Consider the following 15,854-nt stretch of genomic DNA (forward strand, 5'->3'; position numbering starts at 1 on the left):
GCCGACGTGGATGCGTCGGCTTTTTTTCATGGGCACTGCGCACAGCTATTGCATGCTGCCGGCTGCTTCTGAACGGCGTTGGCGGCAGACCTCTTGCGCCTGGCCGATCAGCGAATCGCACTGGTTGGCGCGCCGTGCCCAGAAGGCGTGGTCCGACGACGATTCCGCACTTGCCTTGCCCTTGCGGTGCGTGATGTGCTGATCGACCCACTTATCGGTTTTCACATGGGCGCGATGCACCTTTTGCTTGAGCGTGCCCGGCGTGGCCTTGGGCTGCGCGCCGGACATGGCGTTGTTGTGATAGCCGGGATTGGCGGCCGCATCGGCGGCGCGCTGTTCCTGCGTGCGCGGGCCTTCCATCGTGCTGTCGACACCGGTGACGGCGCTGTGGTCCCTCTGCTGGGCCAGTGCAGGTGCCACACCAACCCATGCGCAGGCGGCCAGGGCGATGGTGGCGAGGCTCGACATCTTGCGTGCTTGCATGCTCGTTCTCCTTGTCGTGAACGGGGCGGACTCCACGACACGCACACCACGTGCCATCGCAGCCAGTGCATCCCGAACGTCACAATAGGAAAGCGGCCGCCCTGCAAACAGTAGCGTTTGGCTGAACCCGCTGTCGGACAAACGCCGTCAAGCGGCGCCGCTCAGGCGCGCATGAACAGCCAGACCGTGAGGATGACGCCCACGACAACGACGAAACCGCGCAGCACCTTTTCCGGCAGCCGATGCAGCAGCCATGCGCCAGCAAAGCCGCCCGCGATGCCGCCAATGCCCAGCGCCAGCACCGCTGCCCAGTTCACCTGCGGCGAGAACGCAAACACCGCCACCGCCGACGCGTTCATCGTCATGGCGAGCACGTTCTTGGTCGCACCCGCCATGCGCACCTGCTGGCCCGCCACGGTGAGTGCGGCCAGCATCAGAAACCCGATCCCACCGCCGAAGTAGCCGCCGTAGATGGCAATCGCAAACTGCGCGGTCGCCAATGCCGTGGTCGACATGCCGGCTGCCGCGTGCAGCGGCTTGCGACGGAAGCTGCCCCAAGCAAACACGCTGGTGGCAAACAACACGAGATACGGCACGAGCTTGGCGAAGAACGACGGCGGCGTCGCCAGCAGCAGCAACGCGCCAAGCACCCCACCGATCAGGCTGATGACGATGAGTTGCTTGAGCGAGAGATGATGCTCGCCGGCATCCACGCCGCCGGCCAGCTTGCGCCCGGCAATCGACGAGGTGATCTGGCTGGGGAACAGCGCAATCGTCGAGGTCATGTTGGCGCCCAGCGGATTGAGCCCTGCCAGCAGCAGTGCCGGAAACGTGATGAACGATCCACCGCCCGCAAGGGCATTCTGCGCACCGGCATAGACGCCGGCCGCTGCAACGAGCAGGGCGGTGGAGAGCGAAAGCGTGGTCATGAGCGAGGAGGTGGGCAGCCGAAATTACCGCGCATGGTAATGGAACGCCCGTGCTTGCGCTGGCTACCGGAGTGGGGTGCCGCCCCCACCGTGCCGGCGCAGCCACCATTCGATAACCTCGAACGCACCCTGCACAAGCAGCGCCAGGACAGCGGCGGGGATGGCGCCTGCGAGCAGCGTTGCGCTGTCGTTGAGCGCAAGCCCGGTGGCAATGCGCTCGCCATAACCGCCCGCGCCGATGAACGCCGCGATGGTTGCTGTGCCCACGCTGATGACGGCCGCCGTCTTGATGCCGGCCAGGATGACCGGCAGCGCCAGCGGCAAGTCCACCACGCGCGTGCGCTGCGCGGGCGTGAAGCCAAGCGCCAGTGCCGCATCGCGCAGCCCATCGGGCACCTGCTCCAGACCGACGATGGTGTTGCGCACGATGGGCAGCAGCGCATACAGCGCCAGCGCGATCAGCGCCGGCACCACGCCGATCGACCCGACGATCGGGATCAGCATGGCCAGCAGCGCCAGCGACGGAATGGTCTGCAGCACGCCCACCACGGCGAGGATCGGCTGCTTGATCCGACGTCGCGCGGCTGCCAGACCCAGCGGCACGCCGAGCACGATCGCAACGCCCGTTGAGATGCCGACCAGTGTGAGGTGCCGTTGCGTCAATCGCCACAGGCCGTCGGTCAGTTGTGCAAAGAACGCACGGGCCGGCGTGGCGGCTGGCGCATTGTGCTGGCCAGCGAGGAACTGGCGCGCGACTTGCGAGAACGATCGGCCTTCCAGCTCGACCGCCGCGTTCATCGCCACCATGTCGTCGCGCTGGATGCGGCCGGTGAGCGCGGTGATGGCCTGCCATTGCGCAGCGTGTTTCTGCGCCGCGTCGCTGCGATAGAGCAGCACAGCGTCGTAGCGCGGGAAGACGTGTGCGGTGTCGTCCAGCACGCGCAGGTGTTCACGGCGGATCTTGGCATCGGTGGAGTAGATGTCGATCACGTCGACCTGCCTGGCACGCAGCGCGTCGTAGGCAACGCCATGGTCGAGACCGGTTGGATGTTGCGGCAGCGCGTGGCGCGCGGCGATGGCCGGCCAGCCGTCGGCGCGGCCGAGAAATTCGTGTGACAGGCCGAGGCGCAACGCCGGGTGCGTCGCCAGATCGGCGAGGGTGCGGATGTGCTCGCGTTCGGCATCAGCCTCGCGCATGGCGAGTGCGTAGGTGTCTTCAAAGCCAAGTGGCACGCCCGCGGCCAGGCTCATCGGGGCGAGCGCACGGTTCACGTCGGCCAGCAGCGCAGCCTGGTCGGGGTTGGCGGCTTGCGCCTGCGGCAAGTGAAGGATCTCGGCGGCGATGGTGCCAAGGTAATCGGGGTAGACGTCGATGCTGCCGTTCTTGAGCGCCGCGAAGACGATGGCGGTGTTGCCCAGGCCCGGTACGTGTTCGGCTGGGCCGTGCGCGGCGGCGGTCTGCGTGAGGATTTCGCCCAGCACGTACGACTCGGTGAAGCGCTTTGAGCCGATGCGTAGCGGCTGCTCTGCAACCGCCGACGCGCTGTACGCCAGCCAGCCCAGCGTGAGCCACACAAGGCAACGCCGGAAGAGGGGGCTACAGATCAGTCGCCGTGTATCCAAAGTTCGTTGAGGTCGGTCAGGCCCCAGTCGCTGGGTTCTTCTCGTGAAACGATCTGGTCGCCGGTGTGCGCCAGGTCGATGAGTTCGGGTGCAATCCGCGTGCCCGACGATATGGAGAAGAATACCTTGACCGTGGGCGTGAGCAACGCGTCCGGCATGTGTTGCATGACCACGGCCAGCCGCCCCGAGCGCAGCCGCACCAGCGAGCCCACCGGATAGATGCCCACGCTCTTGACGAAGGCATTGAACACCATCGGATCGAAATGGTTGCCGCGCCATTCGACCATGCGCTGGATCGCATAAGCGGCTTCCCACGCTTTCTTGTAGGGGCGGTCGGAGGTGACTGCGTCGTACACATCGCAGATGGCGCCCATGCGCGCAAACAGCGAGATGCCTTCGCCGGCCAGCTTGTGCGGATAGCCCGTGCCGTCCATGCGTTCGTGGTGGTGCAGGCAGACGTCCAGCGCGATGTCGCGCATGTTGGTGTCGCCCACCAGGATGTCGTGCCCGGCCTGTGGGTGGACGACCACGGTGCGGAATTCATCGGCGGTGAGCGCGCCCGGCTTGTTCAGCACCTCGGGCGGAATGGCGATCTTGCCGATGTCGTGCAACAGGCCGGCCAGGCCTGCGTCGCGCACCTCGTCATCGGACAGGCCGAGCTGGCGGCCAAGCGACACCATCAACGCACATACCGCCACGGAATGCAGGAAGGTGTAGCGGTCTTTCGTCTTCAGGCGTGCGAGGCTGATCAGCGCGCTCGGGTGGCGGTCGACCGAGCCGGAAATCGCCTCGACCAGCGGCAGCGCGTCACGTGCTTCGATTGTGCGGCCCATGCGGGCGTCCGCAAACATGGACTTGACGGCAACTTCCGCTTTGCTGATCAGGCGTCCGGCACGGCGCATTTCCTCGGCGTACGTGATCGGGCGCGGCATGATGCCGGCGTCAGGCTGTGCGGACGGCGGGCTGGGTGGTGCGGGTGGTGCCGCGTTGGCGGCGGCCACGTCGGTGCCGCGTGCGGTATCGATCCAGACTTCTCGGATGCCGCTGGCGCGCAGGCGCTGCAACTGGGCGGAATCTTCAACGCGAAAGCGGGCCCGCCAGAACGGGTGGTCCAGCCACGAGCCGACAAATTCCTCCAGATACATTCCCACCCGCAGGTGTTCAATGGCGATGCGCTTGCGCATGTTGGTGTCCAGACAATCGGATGCCTTGGCAGGGCACGTCCTATGCAGCGGGCGCAAGGGGACGCTGCTGTGCCAATGGTTGCCATTCATCATATCGGACGCAGCGGGCGCGGCTTGAGGGGGGAAAGCCCGGTAATACCGGGTGTGACCGCGTGAAACGGGGCCGTGCGGCAGACACGCCTTGGTGTGTATGCGCGCCATAGCAAAGATGACGCTGCGCGCATGCAAAAAAATAAGGCGGCCGGAAAGGGCCGCCTCAGCAAACCGGCACCGGCGCCGCTTGGGCGCCTGGCATCGGGGAGGGAGATGAATCAGGGGTGATGCAGACGTGCTTACTGGCCGTCGGTGAACGGGTCAGCCTTGCCGACCAGGGCACCGTCCGTGTACGGATCAGCCTTGCGCAGTTGGCCATCGGTGTACGGATCGGCCTTGCGCAGGCCACCGTCGGTGTACGGGTCAGCCTTGCCGACGCGGGCGCCATCGGTGTACGGGTCGCCCTTGGTCACAGCTTGGCCATTGGTGTACGGGTCTTTGCCCTGCACGCCGGCAGCGAAGGCGGGTACAGCGGCAATAGCGATCAGCGAGGCGAGAAGCAGGTTCTTGGTCTTCATGATGGACTCCACAACAGGGGGGTGAGCATTGCTACAGGGCAGATTCGCTGCAGTGCAGTAACGCGATGGCATAAGCTTAGTCGTTGCTTGAGCGGTAAAAAAGCAGTTCTCTTAAACTCTTTGTTCAAAAAACACGAACAATTGTGACCCCTCAAGCACCGCAATCTGCACATAAGTCATTGATATGACACATGAATATGCGATGCGGGATAACCCTAATGCGAACATCAGACGGTCCTACCCGAGAAAAAATTCCGGTCAACGGTGCGACAGATTGTTGCGTTGCATTACAGACCTGGGGATTCCCCCTCCCCCCAGTAGGGCGGTCTGCCACTAAACATTCCACGCGAACGGTCGTTGAAGCAGGTGCGGGCGACGCTTTCCGCCCCTGCTGCAAGGAAGACCATCATGACCATCACCACTGCTTCCATCGCCCGTTTCGAGATCGACGGCGTCGCTTATCAGGCGAGGCTGTTTGCCATGCCGTTCCACGTGCCGGAAAACGGCCGCGTGCGCGCGCATGCGGTCGGTCGCCCGGAGATGCCGTTCGGTGGCGTGCACGTGCTCGCCCGATGGCTGGAGGCACGCGTGCTGCCCGAAGGCGTATGCCTGGTGATGGCCGATCGCCTGTTCTCGCATGGCGCGGTGGAGCAATGGTCGGGTGTCGATGGCGCGCGCGCGGCCAAAGTGTTGTCGCAGGTGGCGCTGGGCAGCAAGAGCAGCCACCGCCTGTGGCGCAACACCGTGGCAGGCGGTTTTCGTGACGAGACGGCGTTCTTCCTGGGCGCTGCCTTCGTGCAGACCGAGGCTGCCGTCGACGACGTCCGCCTGCTGGGCGATCTGATTCCCGCCGCTGAATGGTCGAGCGTGGCCGATGCCGCATCGACCATGATGGGCCTGCATCTGTATCGCCCTGAAGAGCCCGAAACCCTGGTCGATTGCGCGCTGTTGGCACCGTCCTGGACGGAGGCCGCGGTGGAGCGTGCCGACGGCTATCGTGCGCTCACCCTGCTGCATTCCTTTACCGAAGACGACGAGGACATTCATGTCGACATCGAACTGCTGCCGCCGGGCCAGGTCGTGCTGCAGGTGGAGTCGTGCTCGACGCGTTTCTCGGCGCGCTTCGATCCTGCACTGCTGGGCCGCGATATGACCGATGCCTTGCTGCGCGACGCGCTCGCCCTGCAGCACGGCGCCCCCGCCAACCTGCACTGAACCACCGCTGACCCTGCCGGCAAGCTTGCGCTTGCCTTGCGCAGCCGCCGCACAGCGCCCGCGCTTGGGCGCATCATCGCGACTTTCCGTCTTCATGCGCTGCCGCCCGCCTGGGCCTGCGGCGCGTTCGCATGCCTGCCTTTGCCGTCATTCTTTCCACGTTGGCGCTCGATGCCATGGGTGTCGGGCTCATCATGCCTATCCTGCCGAGCCTGCTGCGCGAGCTCGATCACACCGGCGACATCGCATTTGAATTTGGTCTGCTGATCGCCGCCTATGCGGCCATGCAGTTCCTGTTCGCGCCGATCCTCGGGGCGCTGGCCGACCGGTTCGGGCGCCGGCCGGTGCTGCTGGTGTCATTGGCAGGCGCGGCGATCGACTACCTCGTGATGGCGCTGTCGCCGCATGCCTGGGTGCTCTACCTGGGCCGCGTGGTGGCTGGCATCACCGGGGCCAACTACGCCGTTGGGACGGCCTATATCGCCGACATCACCGCGCCGGCTGACCGCGCACGCCGCTACGGGCTGATGAATGCGTGTTTTGGCTTGGGCTTCATTGCCGGCCCCGCGCTGGGCGGTCTGCTGGGAGACTGGTGGCTGCGCGCGCCGTTTCTGCTGGCGGCGGTGCTCAACGGCGTCAATTTCCTGATCGCGTGTGTGGCGTTGCCAGAATCGCGCCGTGCCGAGCGCGCGCCGTTTGCCTGGCGCACGCTGCTGCCGGTGCGGTCGCTGCTGCGCGTGGCGCGCGTGCCCACACTGCTGCCGTTCCTGATCGTGCTGGCCATCATCGAGATCGTCGGGCAGATTCCGCAGACGCTGTGGGTGATCCACGGTGAAGCGCGCTTCGGCTGGGACACGCGTGCGGCTGGCTTGTCGTTGGCGGCCTACGGGCTGATGCACGCGCTGTCGCAGGCGTTCCTGACCGGGCCGATCGCGCGCGCAGTGGGCGAGCGCCGCGCCGTGGTGTTGAGTGTGATGATGGACATAGCCGGCTTTGCGGCCATGGCGTGGATCAGCGCGGGCTGGATGGTCTATCCGACCATGGTGCTGCTGTGCATGGCCGAGATCGGCATGCCCGCGCTGCAGGCGATGCTGTCGCGCCAGGTGAGTGAAGACGAGCAGGGCGAGCTGCAGGGCGCCTTGGCCAGCATGGCGAGTGTTGCCGCCATGATCGGGCCGCTGGCGGCCACCGCTGTCTATGCGGCCACCGCACAATTCTGGTCCGGCTCGGTCTGGCTGCTGGGTGCCGTGCTCAATGGCTTCTGCCTGATCGCGCTGATGCAGCGTGCGGCCCGGCGCGCCGTTGAGGCATAGCGCGCCAGGGCCGATGGGGGCCTACTTGGCGGGCACGTTCCACGGATACGCCAGCCATGCATCAAAGCGCTTGGCAAACTCACCGCTTTCCATGCTCTGCCGCAACCACTGGTCGACGAAGTTCTTGAACACCACGTCGCGCGGCAGCAGGTAGGCCTTCTCCGAGAAATCGAACGGCGCTTCCGGGTGCACGGCGCACAGCTCCGGGTGCAGCTTCTGCTGCAGCTTGGTTTCCACCGCGTCGGTCATCATCAGGTCGGCGCGGCCGGCAACGATCTCGTTGAAGATCGTCACGTTGTCCGGATACACGCGGATCTGCGCCTGCTTCAGATTGGCGCGCGCGAACTTCTCGTTGGTGCCGCCGGGGTTGACGATGGCACGCACGTTCGGCTGGTCGATCTGCGCCAGCGTCTGGTACTTGGCCTGGTTCTCGCAGCGCGTGATCGGCGTCTTGCCGTCGCGCTGATATGGGATCGAGTAGAACGCCTTCTTCTGGCGATCGAGGGTCACCGATACACCGCTCATGGCGACGTCGTAGCGGTCGGCCGCAAAGTCCTGCATCAGCGTCGACCACGTGGTTGGCACCACTTCCAGCTTCACGCCCAGCGCTTTGGCCAGTTGCTCGCCCATCTCCACGTCCAGGCCGATGAAGTGGCCGTCGGCGGGGTTCTTGTAGCTGAAGGGCTTGTAGTCACCCGTGGTGCCCACGCGCAGCGTGCCGCGGGCGATGATCTCGTCCAGGCGGTTGGTGGTTTGCGTGGTTTGGGCCAGGGCAGGCACAGCCAAGGCGGCGCACAGCACGAATGCGCTGGTGCGGATGAAGCGGTTAAGCATGAGTGTCCCTATCGGAAAGAAAAGCAAAAAGGCGCGGCTGCCGTAGCGCCGCGCCCCATGGGCCAGCCGTCAGCCGATTATTGTCCGGCCGAAGGTCCTGCCGTCTTGTTCCACTGCAGCGCATTGAGCACCGCCAGCGACATCGCCGTCACCCCCGTCTTGATGGACGGCTCCGGCACTGGCGCAAACAGCGGCGAGTGATTGGTCGGCAGCGGCTTGGCACCCGGCTTGAGCGAGGCAAAGAACGTCTGCGGCTCGTTCACGCCGATGAAGAAGAACATCGACGGGATGCCCGCGTCAACAAACGCCGAGAAATCTTCGCTGGCGGTGATGGGCGGCACACGCAGCACGCGGTCGTTACCGAAGGCGGTCTTGAACATCGCCTCGGTGCGCGCGACCACGGCCGGGTCGTTGTTGACGGCCTTGCCGCCCTCGGTGATCTTGATCTCGGCGTCCGGCGCGCCCGACATCTCGGTGACGGCGCGGGCCGTGCGGCGGATGCCGTCGAGCATCTTCTGGCGCACCGCCGGCTTGTACGAGCGGATCGTCCCGCGCAGCAGCACGCTGTCGGGGATGATGTTCTCCGCGCTGCCACCCTGGATCGCGCCGATGCTGACCACGCCGAATTCCTGCGGGTCTTTCTCACGGCTGATCACGCTTTGCAGATCGACCACGAAGCGCGCGGCCATCATCACCGGGTCAATGGTCTTGTCGGGTGCGGAGCCGTGGCCGCCGCGGCCCTTGAAGGTGATCTCCAGCCCATCGGAGTTGGACGTGATCGGCCCGCTGTTGAAGACGATCGAACCGTACGGCCCGGGGCCGGTATGCAGCGCAAACGCGTAGTCCGGCTTCGGGAAACGCTTGAAGAAGCCGTCGTCGATCATGCTCTGCGCGCCGGATACGGTTTCCTCGGCCGGCTGCGCTACGAACACCAGCGTGCCGTGCCAGCGGTCCTTGAGCGACACCAGCGTCTTGGCCGTGCCCACCCACGACGCCATGTGCAGGTCGTGCCCGCAGCTGTGCGCCACGCCCACGTCTTCGCCGCGCCACTTCGTATGCACGTGGCTGGCGTAGGGCAGGCCGGTTTTCTCTTCCATCGGCAGCGCGTCAAGTTCGGTGCGCACCAGGATCGTCGGGCCCGCACCGTTGCGGTAGACCGCCACCACGCCGGTCTTGCCGACGTGCTCCGTCACGTCAAAGCCGATTTTGCGCATCTCTTCGGCCAGCTTGGTGGCCGTGCGCGTTTCCTGGAAGGCCAGTTCCGGGTGCGCGTGGATGTCTTTGTAGAGCGAGTCGAGCTGGCCGTATTCGGCATTGACCGCGGCATCCACCGCCGGTTTGATCTGCGCCACGTCGATCCCGCCACCCGCAGCAACCGCCGCCTGTGCCGGTGCGGATGAGCTGCCGCCGGGGCTGAACGGAATCTGTGCAAAGGCCGGCAGTACGGTGCCGGCCATCAACCAGGCGAGGGCAGTCCGCTTCAGGCGCTTCTGGCGGTGGGTCATGGGCTTCTCCTTATTGGCTCGTGTCGTTGTGGGCAAAGTCGTTGCTTTGTCAATCGATTCGATTATGCAGGGGCATGCCGTCGTGCACACCCGGGGTATCCCCAGCTCGACAGGCTGACAACCATACGCCTGTGACGGCCGTCACGCTTGGCACTCGATAGGCGTTTTCCTAGACTGGGTTGGGTGTGCCGTTCCAGAGATCGAAACGCGGATGAATCCGACGTCCTGTCTACAGCTTGCGTTTCGCGATGCCCCGCCCGGCGAGACGGCGATTCGCGCGGCATTGGAAGCCGCGCAGCGGGTGCTTGAGCGCAGCGGTGTATCGCCGCGCGACGCCTACGAGGCCTATCAGGCATTTGCTGCCGGGGCCGGCAGCCCCGATGCTCTGGCGTTGACCTTCGCTCGCGCAGAGGCCGAGGCGATGGACACGCTGGCCGCACACGGGTACGCCCGTTACGGCACGATCAGCCTCGCCGTTCTATAGCCGACTGGCCGATTGGGCCAATGCCGGTTCAGATTTCCGCCGCTTTCCCACCGAGCCGCCGCGCCGTTTCCGACACGTGACGATGGATGCGTGCGAGAAAGTCGATCTCCGCCGCGCGCGTGGGTGAGTGCCCCAGTGCCTGCGACAGGTGCGTCGCCACGAACGACGACTGCGGTGCGAGCATGCTGATCAGGCGCAGCAGTTCGCGGCGGGCCTGCGCGGCGTCGTAGCCGAGGTGGTCGGCCAGTGCCAGCAGGGCATCCTGGTCGATGGCGTCGTAGCGGGCTTGTGCGTCGGGCGCGCGTTCGCCGTCGAGCGACAACGCATCGGCATCCCACTCGTTGGCGTAGACGGCGGCGCAGAACAGGTGGTCGTGCGCAGCCAGACGGACGCCATCCGGACCGATGTGGAAATGCAGCGTTCCGGCCGAGGCGTTGCGCCCACCGATCAGCAGGCAGAACACCATCCAGCGGAACAGCGAAGCCGTGGCGGCCGTCGGGTCAGCGCACATGCGCGCGCATTGTGCAACCTGCTCGACGGTGATCGGCAGGAAGCGATGCTCGGGTGAAAGCCCGAGCAATTGCACGGCAGAGACGACGTAACGCGCCTGCACGAGCGCGGTGTCGTCGCTCTTGCAGCGCAGGGTGCGATCCAGGCGCTGCACGACGGCAGCAGTTTCCGGAAACTGGCGCAGGCCGAGGAAAGGCGTTTCCAGCCCGATGCTGCGGCCGAGCAGCGTGGCCCAGCAGTGATTGATGGTGGCGTACGGCAGGTTGCTGCCTTCGCCCAGGTCCAGCCGCACGAAGTGGCTTGACTGCGCGGCATTGGCCGGCGCGGCAAAGCGGCCCAGCCACATCGACACCGGCAAGCCGTTGGAGGCGAGGAAGGGCAGGCTGATCTCGCTGGATTTCGGCGCGGCTGTCACGCCGTAGTGCGCGCGCGGCTCGGCCACTCGCAACGGCGTGGGTTGGCGCGGGCGCCCAACGCTTTGCTGGAACTGCAGGACGAGATCGCGTTCGGAGAGGCCGTCCGCGCGGCCGCTGCACGGCTTGAAGCCGGTGGGTACAAGCGCCAGCGGGCCATCCAGATGCGGTGCGGCTTGTGCGAGATGCTCCAGCGCGGCTGCAGCGGCCTTGGGGGCAACGCGCGCCGACTCGGGCAGCAGGTATTCGAAGAAGTGGCGCACCGGCTGGGCTTTCGCCGTATCGGCAATGTTGCCTGCGGTGCGCGGCAGATGTGGGCTCAGGTCAAAGCCTTGCGGCGAGATCCGCCACCGCGGGTCGTATTCGAACGCCCAACCGCTGCGGTCGCACGACAGTTGACCGATCAGATGCTTGTTCAGGTAGACGTCCAGCATGCGCGTATCCAACGTGTTTGACTGGAGCGTGCGAGGTCGGCCATATAGCGGAGGATCCGCCAGTCATTGGGAATTGCCGATGCGCAAATGCGATTGCGCAATTCCCTTGCACGCCCCTCTTCGACCGAGGCCCGAGCATAGCAAAGAAAATCTACACAACAATCGGAAAACCCGATTTCGGTGATGCAGTTTTCTGAAGTCGGATTATCGGATCGTTAAGATCGAGTGCGCGAAAGTCGATATTTTCAGCGTTTATTTCAGTTATTATAATTTTTGAATTCAAGCTGCAGAGCCTTTGCTGACGCCATGGAATAAGTTTCAATGACGTCGGAATGGCAAGGTATTTATTGCAAAGCGAGGATTTATCGCATTCGTGTCAGCAAATTGTCGCGTTGCGCGAATTGGTGCCAAAGCGCCCCCGCAATGTGAAGGCCGACAATGAAATACACCGCGTTGCCAATAAATTCGTGGGCTGATTTAAGTGCTGACTTCAAATCGGGGTTTTCTGCCACAAATCGGGGTAGCGTCCACGTGAGGAAGGCGACGTCCTTGCCGGCGGCCTGCACGAACAGGATGCCGCTGATGGGCATGGCAACACCCAATGCACCAGTTTGGCGCCGGCGATCTGCCAGGTTGCACCGATGTCCGCCGGCGCGGCGTAGCGCCAGCGCGCCCAGACGCGCACGCACGCGAAGAGCAGGATGGCCTGTCCCAGCATCATGTGGATAGAAGTGAACAGCGCGCGGCCGGCAGAGCCCTTGGGCAGCGTGCCCTTGTACTCGATGGTGGCCAGCGCACCCGCGAACAGCAGGAACATCAGCCAGTGCAGGACGACGGAGGGGCGGGCGTAGCGCTCCGGGGAGGGGGACATGATGATGTCTTCTCTAGTGAGGAAACGTCACCCTACCGCACCCGCCGGTCAAACAGATTGATCTCGCCCGGCTGGGCGGGCGAGATTTCACAAAAAGAACAGCATCAGCGGCCCGAACGCGAAAGCGAATCCTTCTCGTTGGCGGTACTCGCTTTTTTGCCCGGTGCCAGCACGCCGGTCGACAGCGACGTGCCGAGCAGGATCACCGTGCAGCCCAGCACCATGTTGAGCGTGAGTTGCTCACCGAGGAACAGGATGCCCCACAGCACGCCAAACACCGGGATCAGGAAGGTGACCGACACCGCGCGCGTTGGCCCCACGTGGGCTACCAGGCGGAAGAACAGGATGTAGGCGATGCCCGTGCAGGCAATGCCCAGGGCAATCACGTGCAGCCACACGCTGCCGGTGGGCGTTTGCGCGGGCCACAGCCACACCGCCAGCGGTGCCAGCACGATGGTGGCCGCCAATTGGCTGCCGGTGGCGACCGCCAGTGGAGGCACACCGGTCAGGAAGCGCTTGGTGTAAGTGCTGGCCACGCCATACAGCACGGTGGCCGATAGCGCTGCGGCCACCGCCACGCCGCCCTGCGTGGCATCGATGGCGGACGACCCACCCACCAGTACGATCACGCCGACAAAGCCAATGGCCAGCCCCAGCACGCGCAGCGACGAGATGCGCTCGCCCAGCCACGCAAACGCGACGATGGCCGCGAACAGCGGCGCTGCTGCGTTCAGTACCGACGTAAAGCCGGCCGTGAGCGTCAGCTCCGCATAGGCGAACAGGCAGAATGGAATGGCCGAGTTCAGTACCCCCACCGCCAGCAGATGCGGCCAGTGCGCACGCAGCACGCCCAGGCCCCCACGCCAGGTCAGCACCGGCACCAGGAAGCACGAGGCGATGGCCACGCGCAGTGCGATCAGCGCAACCGGTCCGAACTGCGGCGCGGCCACACGCATGAACAGGAAGGAGCCGCCCCAGAGGGCAGCAAGCGTCAGGAGTTCCAGCACATCGGAGCGGCGCATTAGGTTGTCTCGTTATCGTTGTTGGGTGTGAAACCGGGTGGGGGAACGTTGCGGACGCCATTGTCCGCGCTTCCAACGTTTCATGCTGATGCCAGATCCAGCGTGCCTTGGCGGTTGTCGTCAGGCATCGGCAGCCGTTCGCCCACCTGTGCGGGATGGCCCTCGAGCCGCAGCAACGCGGCCTTGCGAGGCAGGCCACCGGCATACCCGGTGAGTGCGCCGTCGGCCCCTACCACGCGATGGCAGGGGATGGCGATCGAGATCGGGTTGCGTCCCACGGCCGTGCCCACGGCGCGTGCGTGTTCGCGCGTGAGACCCAGCTGTGCGGTGATCTGGCCGTAGGTGCTGCGCTGGCCGAAGGCGATGTTGCACAGCAGGCGCCAGACATCCTGCTGGAACGGGGTGCCGGCAGGTGCCATCGGTAGATCGAAGACGTGCAGCTTGCCGGCAAAGTACGCCTCGAACTGGACCTGCGCTTCACGGATGATCGATAAGTCAGCGCCCGGTGCCATGTGCGCAGCGTTCACGGGAATCGTCTTCTGGCCGGTGAAGAATGCGCCGGTCAGATGTGTGCCGGTGGCGGTCAATAGCAGATCGCCGAGTGGGCAGGGGAAGGTGTGGCGGTACATGGTGGTCAGCTCGCAAGGGCAACCGGCGCGTCGGCTGGCTCGGGGTGGAACGCGTCGTCGCGGTGCCAGAGATGCATGGCGGCGTAAGCGCGCCACGGGGCCCAGGGTTCGGCGCGCTCGATCATGGCGCGGCGTGTGGGCAGGGCGCCATCGCCGTTGGCCAGGCGCTTGCGCAGCACGTAGTCGCCCAGGGGAAACGCGTTGGGCCAGCCGAGCGCGCGCATGGCAACGTACTGCGCGGTCCATTCGCCGACGCCGGGCAACGCCTGCAGTGCGGCCAGCGTGGGGGCGAGCGGCACCAGTGGCTCCAATCGCAGATGGCCGCTGTCGATGGCGCGGGCGAGCTCGACCACGGCAGCGGCGCGGCTGGCCTGCAGGCCGGTTTCGGCGGACAGCGTGCGCGGATCGACCTGTGCCAGCGCGGCTGCCGACGGAAATGTCATCGAGAGACCATCGCGTGGCTGAGCTAGCGCAGTGCCATGCGCGGCTGTCATGCGTGCCAGGATGCGCCGCGCCTGCACCAGCGAGATCACCTGCCCCGCGATGGCGCGCACCGCAATCTCGAAGCCGTCCACCGCCCCCGGCACGCGCAGGCCCGGCGTGTCGTCTGCCAGCGCACCAAGATGCGCGTCCACGACGTCCGGCCGGCAATCCAGATCGAACAACCGTCGCGCGCGGGCCAGCACGGGCGGCATGGCGTGCAGGAGGCTGGCGGAAAACGTGAGCGCGATGGCATGCCGCTGCGGTACGTCGCGCGCATGTAGCCAGCCGATATGCCTTGCACCGGCGTAGTCGACGGTGATCGTGCGCGCGTAGCTGTCGGCATCCGCCACTTCCACGCCATCGATGGCACGGGCACGCAAGAAGTCGAGCAATGCATGCCACGCAAACGGTGGGCGATAACCCAGCATGAGCGTGGGGCCGTCATCAGGGTTGGCTGCGGCTGCCGCGGCGGTGCGGGTGCGCAGGCGTGTGGGCGCAAAGCCGTAGTGCTCGGCGAACCCACTGTTCAGGCGCCGCACGCTGCCAAAGCCTGCCGCAAAGGCCACATCGCCGACGGGCAGGGCGGTATCTGTCAGCAGTCGCTTGGCGAGCAGCAGGCGCTGCGTTTGCGCATATTCAATGGGGGAGACGTCGAACTCCGCGCGAAAGATGCGGCGCAGGTGGCGATCCGTCACGCCCACGGCAGCGGCCAATGCGGCCAGATCGTGCTCCTGCAGGAAGCCCTCGTCGATCATGCGGGCGGCTGCGCGCGCGAGGTTCGACGACATCTCGGCCAGGCTGTGCCCCGGTGCAAGCTCTGGCCGGCACCGCAAGCAGGGGCGAAAGCCCGCGCGCTCGGCCGCGGCAGCCGTGATGAAGAAGCGGCAGTTCTTCTGCTGCGGCGTGCGCACTGCGCAGATCGGCCGGCAATATACGCCGGTGGAAGTCACGCCGACGAAGAACCAGCCGTCAAAGCGCCGGTCGCGCGATTGCACGGCGTGGTAGCAGGCGTCGTGGTCGAGGTGCATGGTGGTGGTCGGGGAGTCCGGGAGCTAGTCTAGCCCTGTCGGGTCGCATGCGTTCGCCGGATTCGGACAAGTCCCTCGGTGCCGAAAAGTTGGCATATCGGCACAATGCAGGAGGTCTGTTCACATCTGAACCACATGCACGTGGGCCTTGTCCGGGCCAACCCTGAGGGCAAGGGCAATTTGGGGCACATGGCGTCGTTGCGATCTGCTTGCTTGGAGACCCAAGCCGCGCAGCCCGCGCTTGGCCCTGCACCCCAACTTCCTCTCGCGCGCATGCGGTTCA

The 15,854-nt window shown here is 65.5% G+C and carries 16 protein-coding genes; 3 read left to right on the forward strand and 13 right to left on the reverse strand.

From position 1 onward, the window contains the following. Positions 1-45: 45 nt before the first annotated feature. The 5 genes from ACS13N_RS01710 to ACS13N_RS01730 form a co-directional block, all read right to left on the reverse strand. The gene (locus ACS13N_RS01710; RefSeq protein WP_438930065.1) at positions 46-483 is read right to left on the reverse strand and encodes a hypothetical protein; all 438 of its coding nucleotides are present in this window, start codon (positions 481-483) and stop codon (positions 46-48) included. Between the two features lie 161 nt (positions 484-644). Beyond that, entirely contained in the window at positions 645-1,412 is a 768-nt protein-coding gene (locus ACS13N_RS01715) for a sulfite exporter TauE/SafE family protein (RefSeq protein WP_438930066.1), read from the reverse strand. Between the two features lie 63 nt (positions 1,413-1,475). After that, positions 1,476-3,035 carry an ABC transporter permease/substrate-binding protein gene (locus tag ACS13N_RS01720; RefSeq protein WP_438930067.1) on the reverse strand — a complete coding sequence of 520 codons (1,560 nt, stop codon included), beginning with the start codon at positions 3,033-3,035 and terminating at the stop codon, positions 1,476-1,478. Further along, positions 3,017-4,219, reverse strand: coding sequence for an HD-GYP domain-containing protein (locus tag ACS13N_RS01725; RefSeq protein WP_438930068.1), 1,203 nt, complete (start codon positions 4,217-4,219; stop codon positions 3,017-3,019). Before ACS13N_RS01725 ends, ACS13N_RS01720 begins: the two co-directional genes overlap by 19 nt. Before the next feature lie 332 nt (positions 4,220-4,551). Next, positions 4,552-4,830, reverse strand: a complete 279-nt coding sequence (locus ACS13N_RS01730) for a hypothetical protein (RefSeq protein ID WP_438930069.1) — start codon at positions 4,828-4,830, stop codon at positions 4,552-4,554. Positions 4,831-5,238: 408 nt separating this feature from the next. Here ACS13N_RS01730 and ACS13N_RS01735 point away from each other — a divergent pair, with 408 nt between their 5' ends. Both ACS13N_RS01735 and tet read left to right on the forward strand, forming a co-directional pair. Beyond that, positions 5,239-6,045 (forward strand): hypothetical protein, encoded by an 807-nt coding sequence (locus tag ACS13N_RS01735; RefSeq protein ID WP_438930070.1) that lies wholly within the window; start codon positions 5,239-5,241, stop codon positions 6,043-6,045. 131 nt (positions 6,046-6,176) lie between these two features. Continuing rightward, positions 6,177-7,358, forward strand: coding sequence for a Tet(A)/Tet(B)/Tet(C) family tetracycline efflux MFS transporter (tet, locus tag ACS13N_RS01740; protein ID WP_438930071.1), 1,182 nt, complete (start codon positions 6,177-6,179; stop codon positions 7,356-7,358). A gap of 21 nt (positions 7,359-7,379) precedes the next feature. On the opposite strand, the gene ACS13N_RS01745 is transcribed toward tet, so the two are convergent. Then, on the reverse strand, positions 7,380-8,192 hold the full coding sequence (locus ACS13N_RS01745) for a transporter substrate-binding domain-containing protein (RefSeq protein ID WP_438930072.1): 813 nt from the start codon (positions 8,190-8,192) through the stop codon (positions 7,380-7,382). Positions 8,193-8,269: 77 nt separating this feature from the next. Beyond that, a complete protein-coding gene (locus tag ACS13N_RS01750) occupies positions 8,270-9,697 on the reverse strand; it encodes a M20 family metallopeptidase (RefSeq protein ID WP_438930073.1) in 1,428 nt (475 codons plus the stop codon). A 211-nt stretch (positions 9,698-9,908) separates the two neighbouring features. On the opposite strand from ACS13N_RS01750, the gene ACS13N_RS01755 reads away from it, so the two are divergent. After that, positions 9,909-10,181: a hypothetical protein gene (locus ACS13N_RS01755; RefSeq protein WP_438930074.1), complete on the forward strand. Its 273-nt coding sequence runs from the start codon at positions 9,909-9,911 to the stop codon at positions 10,179-10,181. A 28-nt stretch (positions 10,182-10,209) separates the two neighbouring features. On the opposite strand, the gene ACS13N_RS01760 is transcribed toward ACS13N_RS01755, so the two are convergent. The 6 genes from ACS13N_RS01760 to ACS13N_RS01785 all read right to left on the reverse strand — a co-directional run bounded on the left by ACS13N_RS01760 (position 10,210) and on the right by ACS13N_RS01785 (position 15,571). Further along, positions 10,210-11,538 (reverse strand): HipA N-terminal domain-containing protein, encoded by a 1,329-nt coding sequence (locus ACS13N_RS01760; protein ID WP_438930075.1) that lies wholly within the window; start codon positions 11,536-11,538, stop codon positions 10,210-10,212. A gap of 362 nt (positions 11,539-11,900) precedes the next feature. Beyond that, the gene (locus tag ACS13N_RS01765) at positions 11,901-12,128 is read right to left on the reverse strand and encodes a cytochrome b (RefSeq protein WP_438930590.1); all 228 of its coding nucleotides are present in this window, start codon (positions 12,126-12,128) and stop codon (positions 11,901-11,903) included. Further along, positions 12,029-12,409 (reverse strand): cytochrome b, encoded by a 381-nt coding sequence (locus ACS13N_RS01770; RefSeq protein ID WP_438930619.1) that lies wholly within the window; start codon positions 12,407-12,409, stop codon positions 12,029-12,031. Before ACS13N_RS01770 ends, ACS13N_RS01765 begins: the two co-directional genes overlap by 100 nt. A 104-nt stretch (positions 12,410-12,513) precedes the next feature. Beyond that, complete coding sequence (locus ACS13N_RS01775) at positions 12,514-13,431, reverse strand: DMT family transporter (RefSeq protein WP_438930076.1); 918 nt, start codon at positions 13,429-13,431, stop codon at positions 12,514-12,516. Between the two features lie 80 nt (positions 13,432-13,511). Beyond that, the gene (locus ACS13N_RS01780) at positions 13,512-14,060 is read right to left on the reverse strand and encodes a methylated-DNA--[protein]-cysteine S-methyltransferase (protein ID WP_438930077.1); all 549 of its coding nucleotides are present in this window, start codon (positions 14,058-14,060) and stop codon (positions 13,512-13,514) included. Positions 14,061-14,065: 5 nt separating this feature from the next. After that, a complete protein-coding gene (locus ACS13N_RS01785; protein ID WP_438930078.1) occupies positions 14,066-15,571 on the reverse strand; it encodes a DNA-3-methyladenine glycosylase 2 family protein in 1,506 nt (501 codons plus the stop codon). Between the last annotated feature and the right edge of the window lie 283 nt (positions 15,572-15,854).

Source organism: Ralstonia sp. 24A2 (assembly GCF_051783885.1).
GTDB lineage: Bacteria > Pseudomonadota > Gammaproteobacteria > Burkholderiales > Burkholderiaceae > Ralstonia.

Bases quoted from the DNA above. Each gene is read 5' to 3' on its own strand.
- ACS13N_RS01775 (WP_438930076.1), bottom strand. From the start codon at position 13,431: ATGCGCCGCTCCGATGTGCTGGAACTCCTGACGCTTGCTGCCCTCTGG.
- ACS13N_RS01755 (WP_438930074.1), top strand. From the start codon at position 9,909: ATGAATCCGACGTCCTGTCTACAGCTTGCGTTTCGCGATGCCCCGCCC.
- ACS13N_RS01725 (WP_438930068.1), bottom strand. From the start codon at position 4,219: ATGCGCAAGCGCATCGCCATTGAACACCTGCGGGTGGGAATGTATCTG.
- ACS13N_RS01770 (WP_438930619.1), bottom strand. From the start codon at position 12,409: ATGTCCCCCTCCCCGGAGCGCTACGCCCGCCCCTCCGTCGTCCTGCAC.
- ACS13N_RS01750 (WP_438930073.1), bottom strand. From the start codon at position 9,697: ATGACCCACCGCCAGAAGCGCCTGAAGCGGACTGCCCTCGCCTGGTTG.
- ACS13N_RS01780 (WP_438930077.1), bottom strand. From the start codon at position 14,060: ATGTACCGCCACACCTTCCCCTGCCCACTCGGCGATCTGCTATTGACC.
- ACS13N_RS01760 (WP_438930075.1), bottom strand. From the start codon at position 11,538: ATGCTGGACGTCTACCTGAACAAGCATCTGATCGGTCAACTGTCGTGC.
- tet (WP_438930071.1), top strand. From the start codon at position 6,177: ATGCCTGCCTTTGCCGTCATTCTTTCCACGTTGGCGCTCGATGCCATG.
- ACS13N_RS01730 (WP_438930069.1), bottom strand. From the start codon at position 4,830: ATGAAGACCAAGAACCTGCTTCTCGCCTCGCTGATCGCTATTGCCGCT.
- ACS13N_RS01785 (WP_438930078.1), bottom strand. From the start codon at position 15,571: ATGCACCTCGACCACGACGCCTGCTACCACGCCGTGCAATCGCGCGAC.
- ACS13N_RS01710 (WP_438930065.1), bottom strand. From the start codon at position 483: ATGCAAGCACGCAAGATGTCGAGCCTCGCCACCATCGCCCTGGCCGCC.
- ACS13N_RS01765 (WP_438930590.1), bottom strand. From the start codon at position 12,128: ATGCCCATCAGCGGCATCCTGTTCGTGCAGGCCGCCGGCAAGGACGTC.
- ACS13N_RS01735 (WP_438930070.1), top strand. From the start codon at position 5,239: ATGACCATCACCACTGCTTCCATCGCCCGTTTCGAGATCGACGGCGTC.
- ACS13N_RS01715 (WP_438930066.1), bottom strand. From the start codon at position 1,412: ATGACCACGCTTTCGCTCTCCACCGCCCTGCTCGTTGCAGCGGCCGGC.
- ACS13N_RS01745 (WP_438930072.1), bottom strand. From the start codon at position 8,192: ATGCTTAACCGCTTCATCCGCACCAGCGCATTCGTGCTGTGCGCCGCC.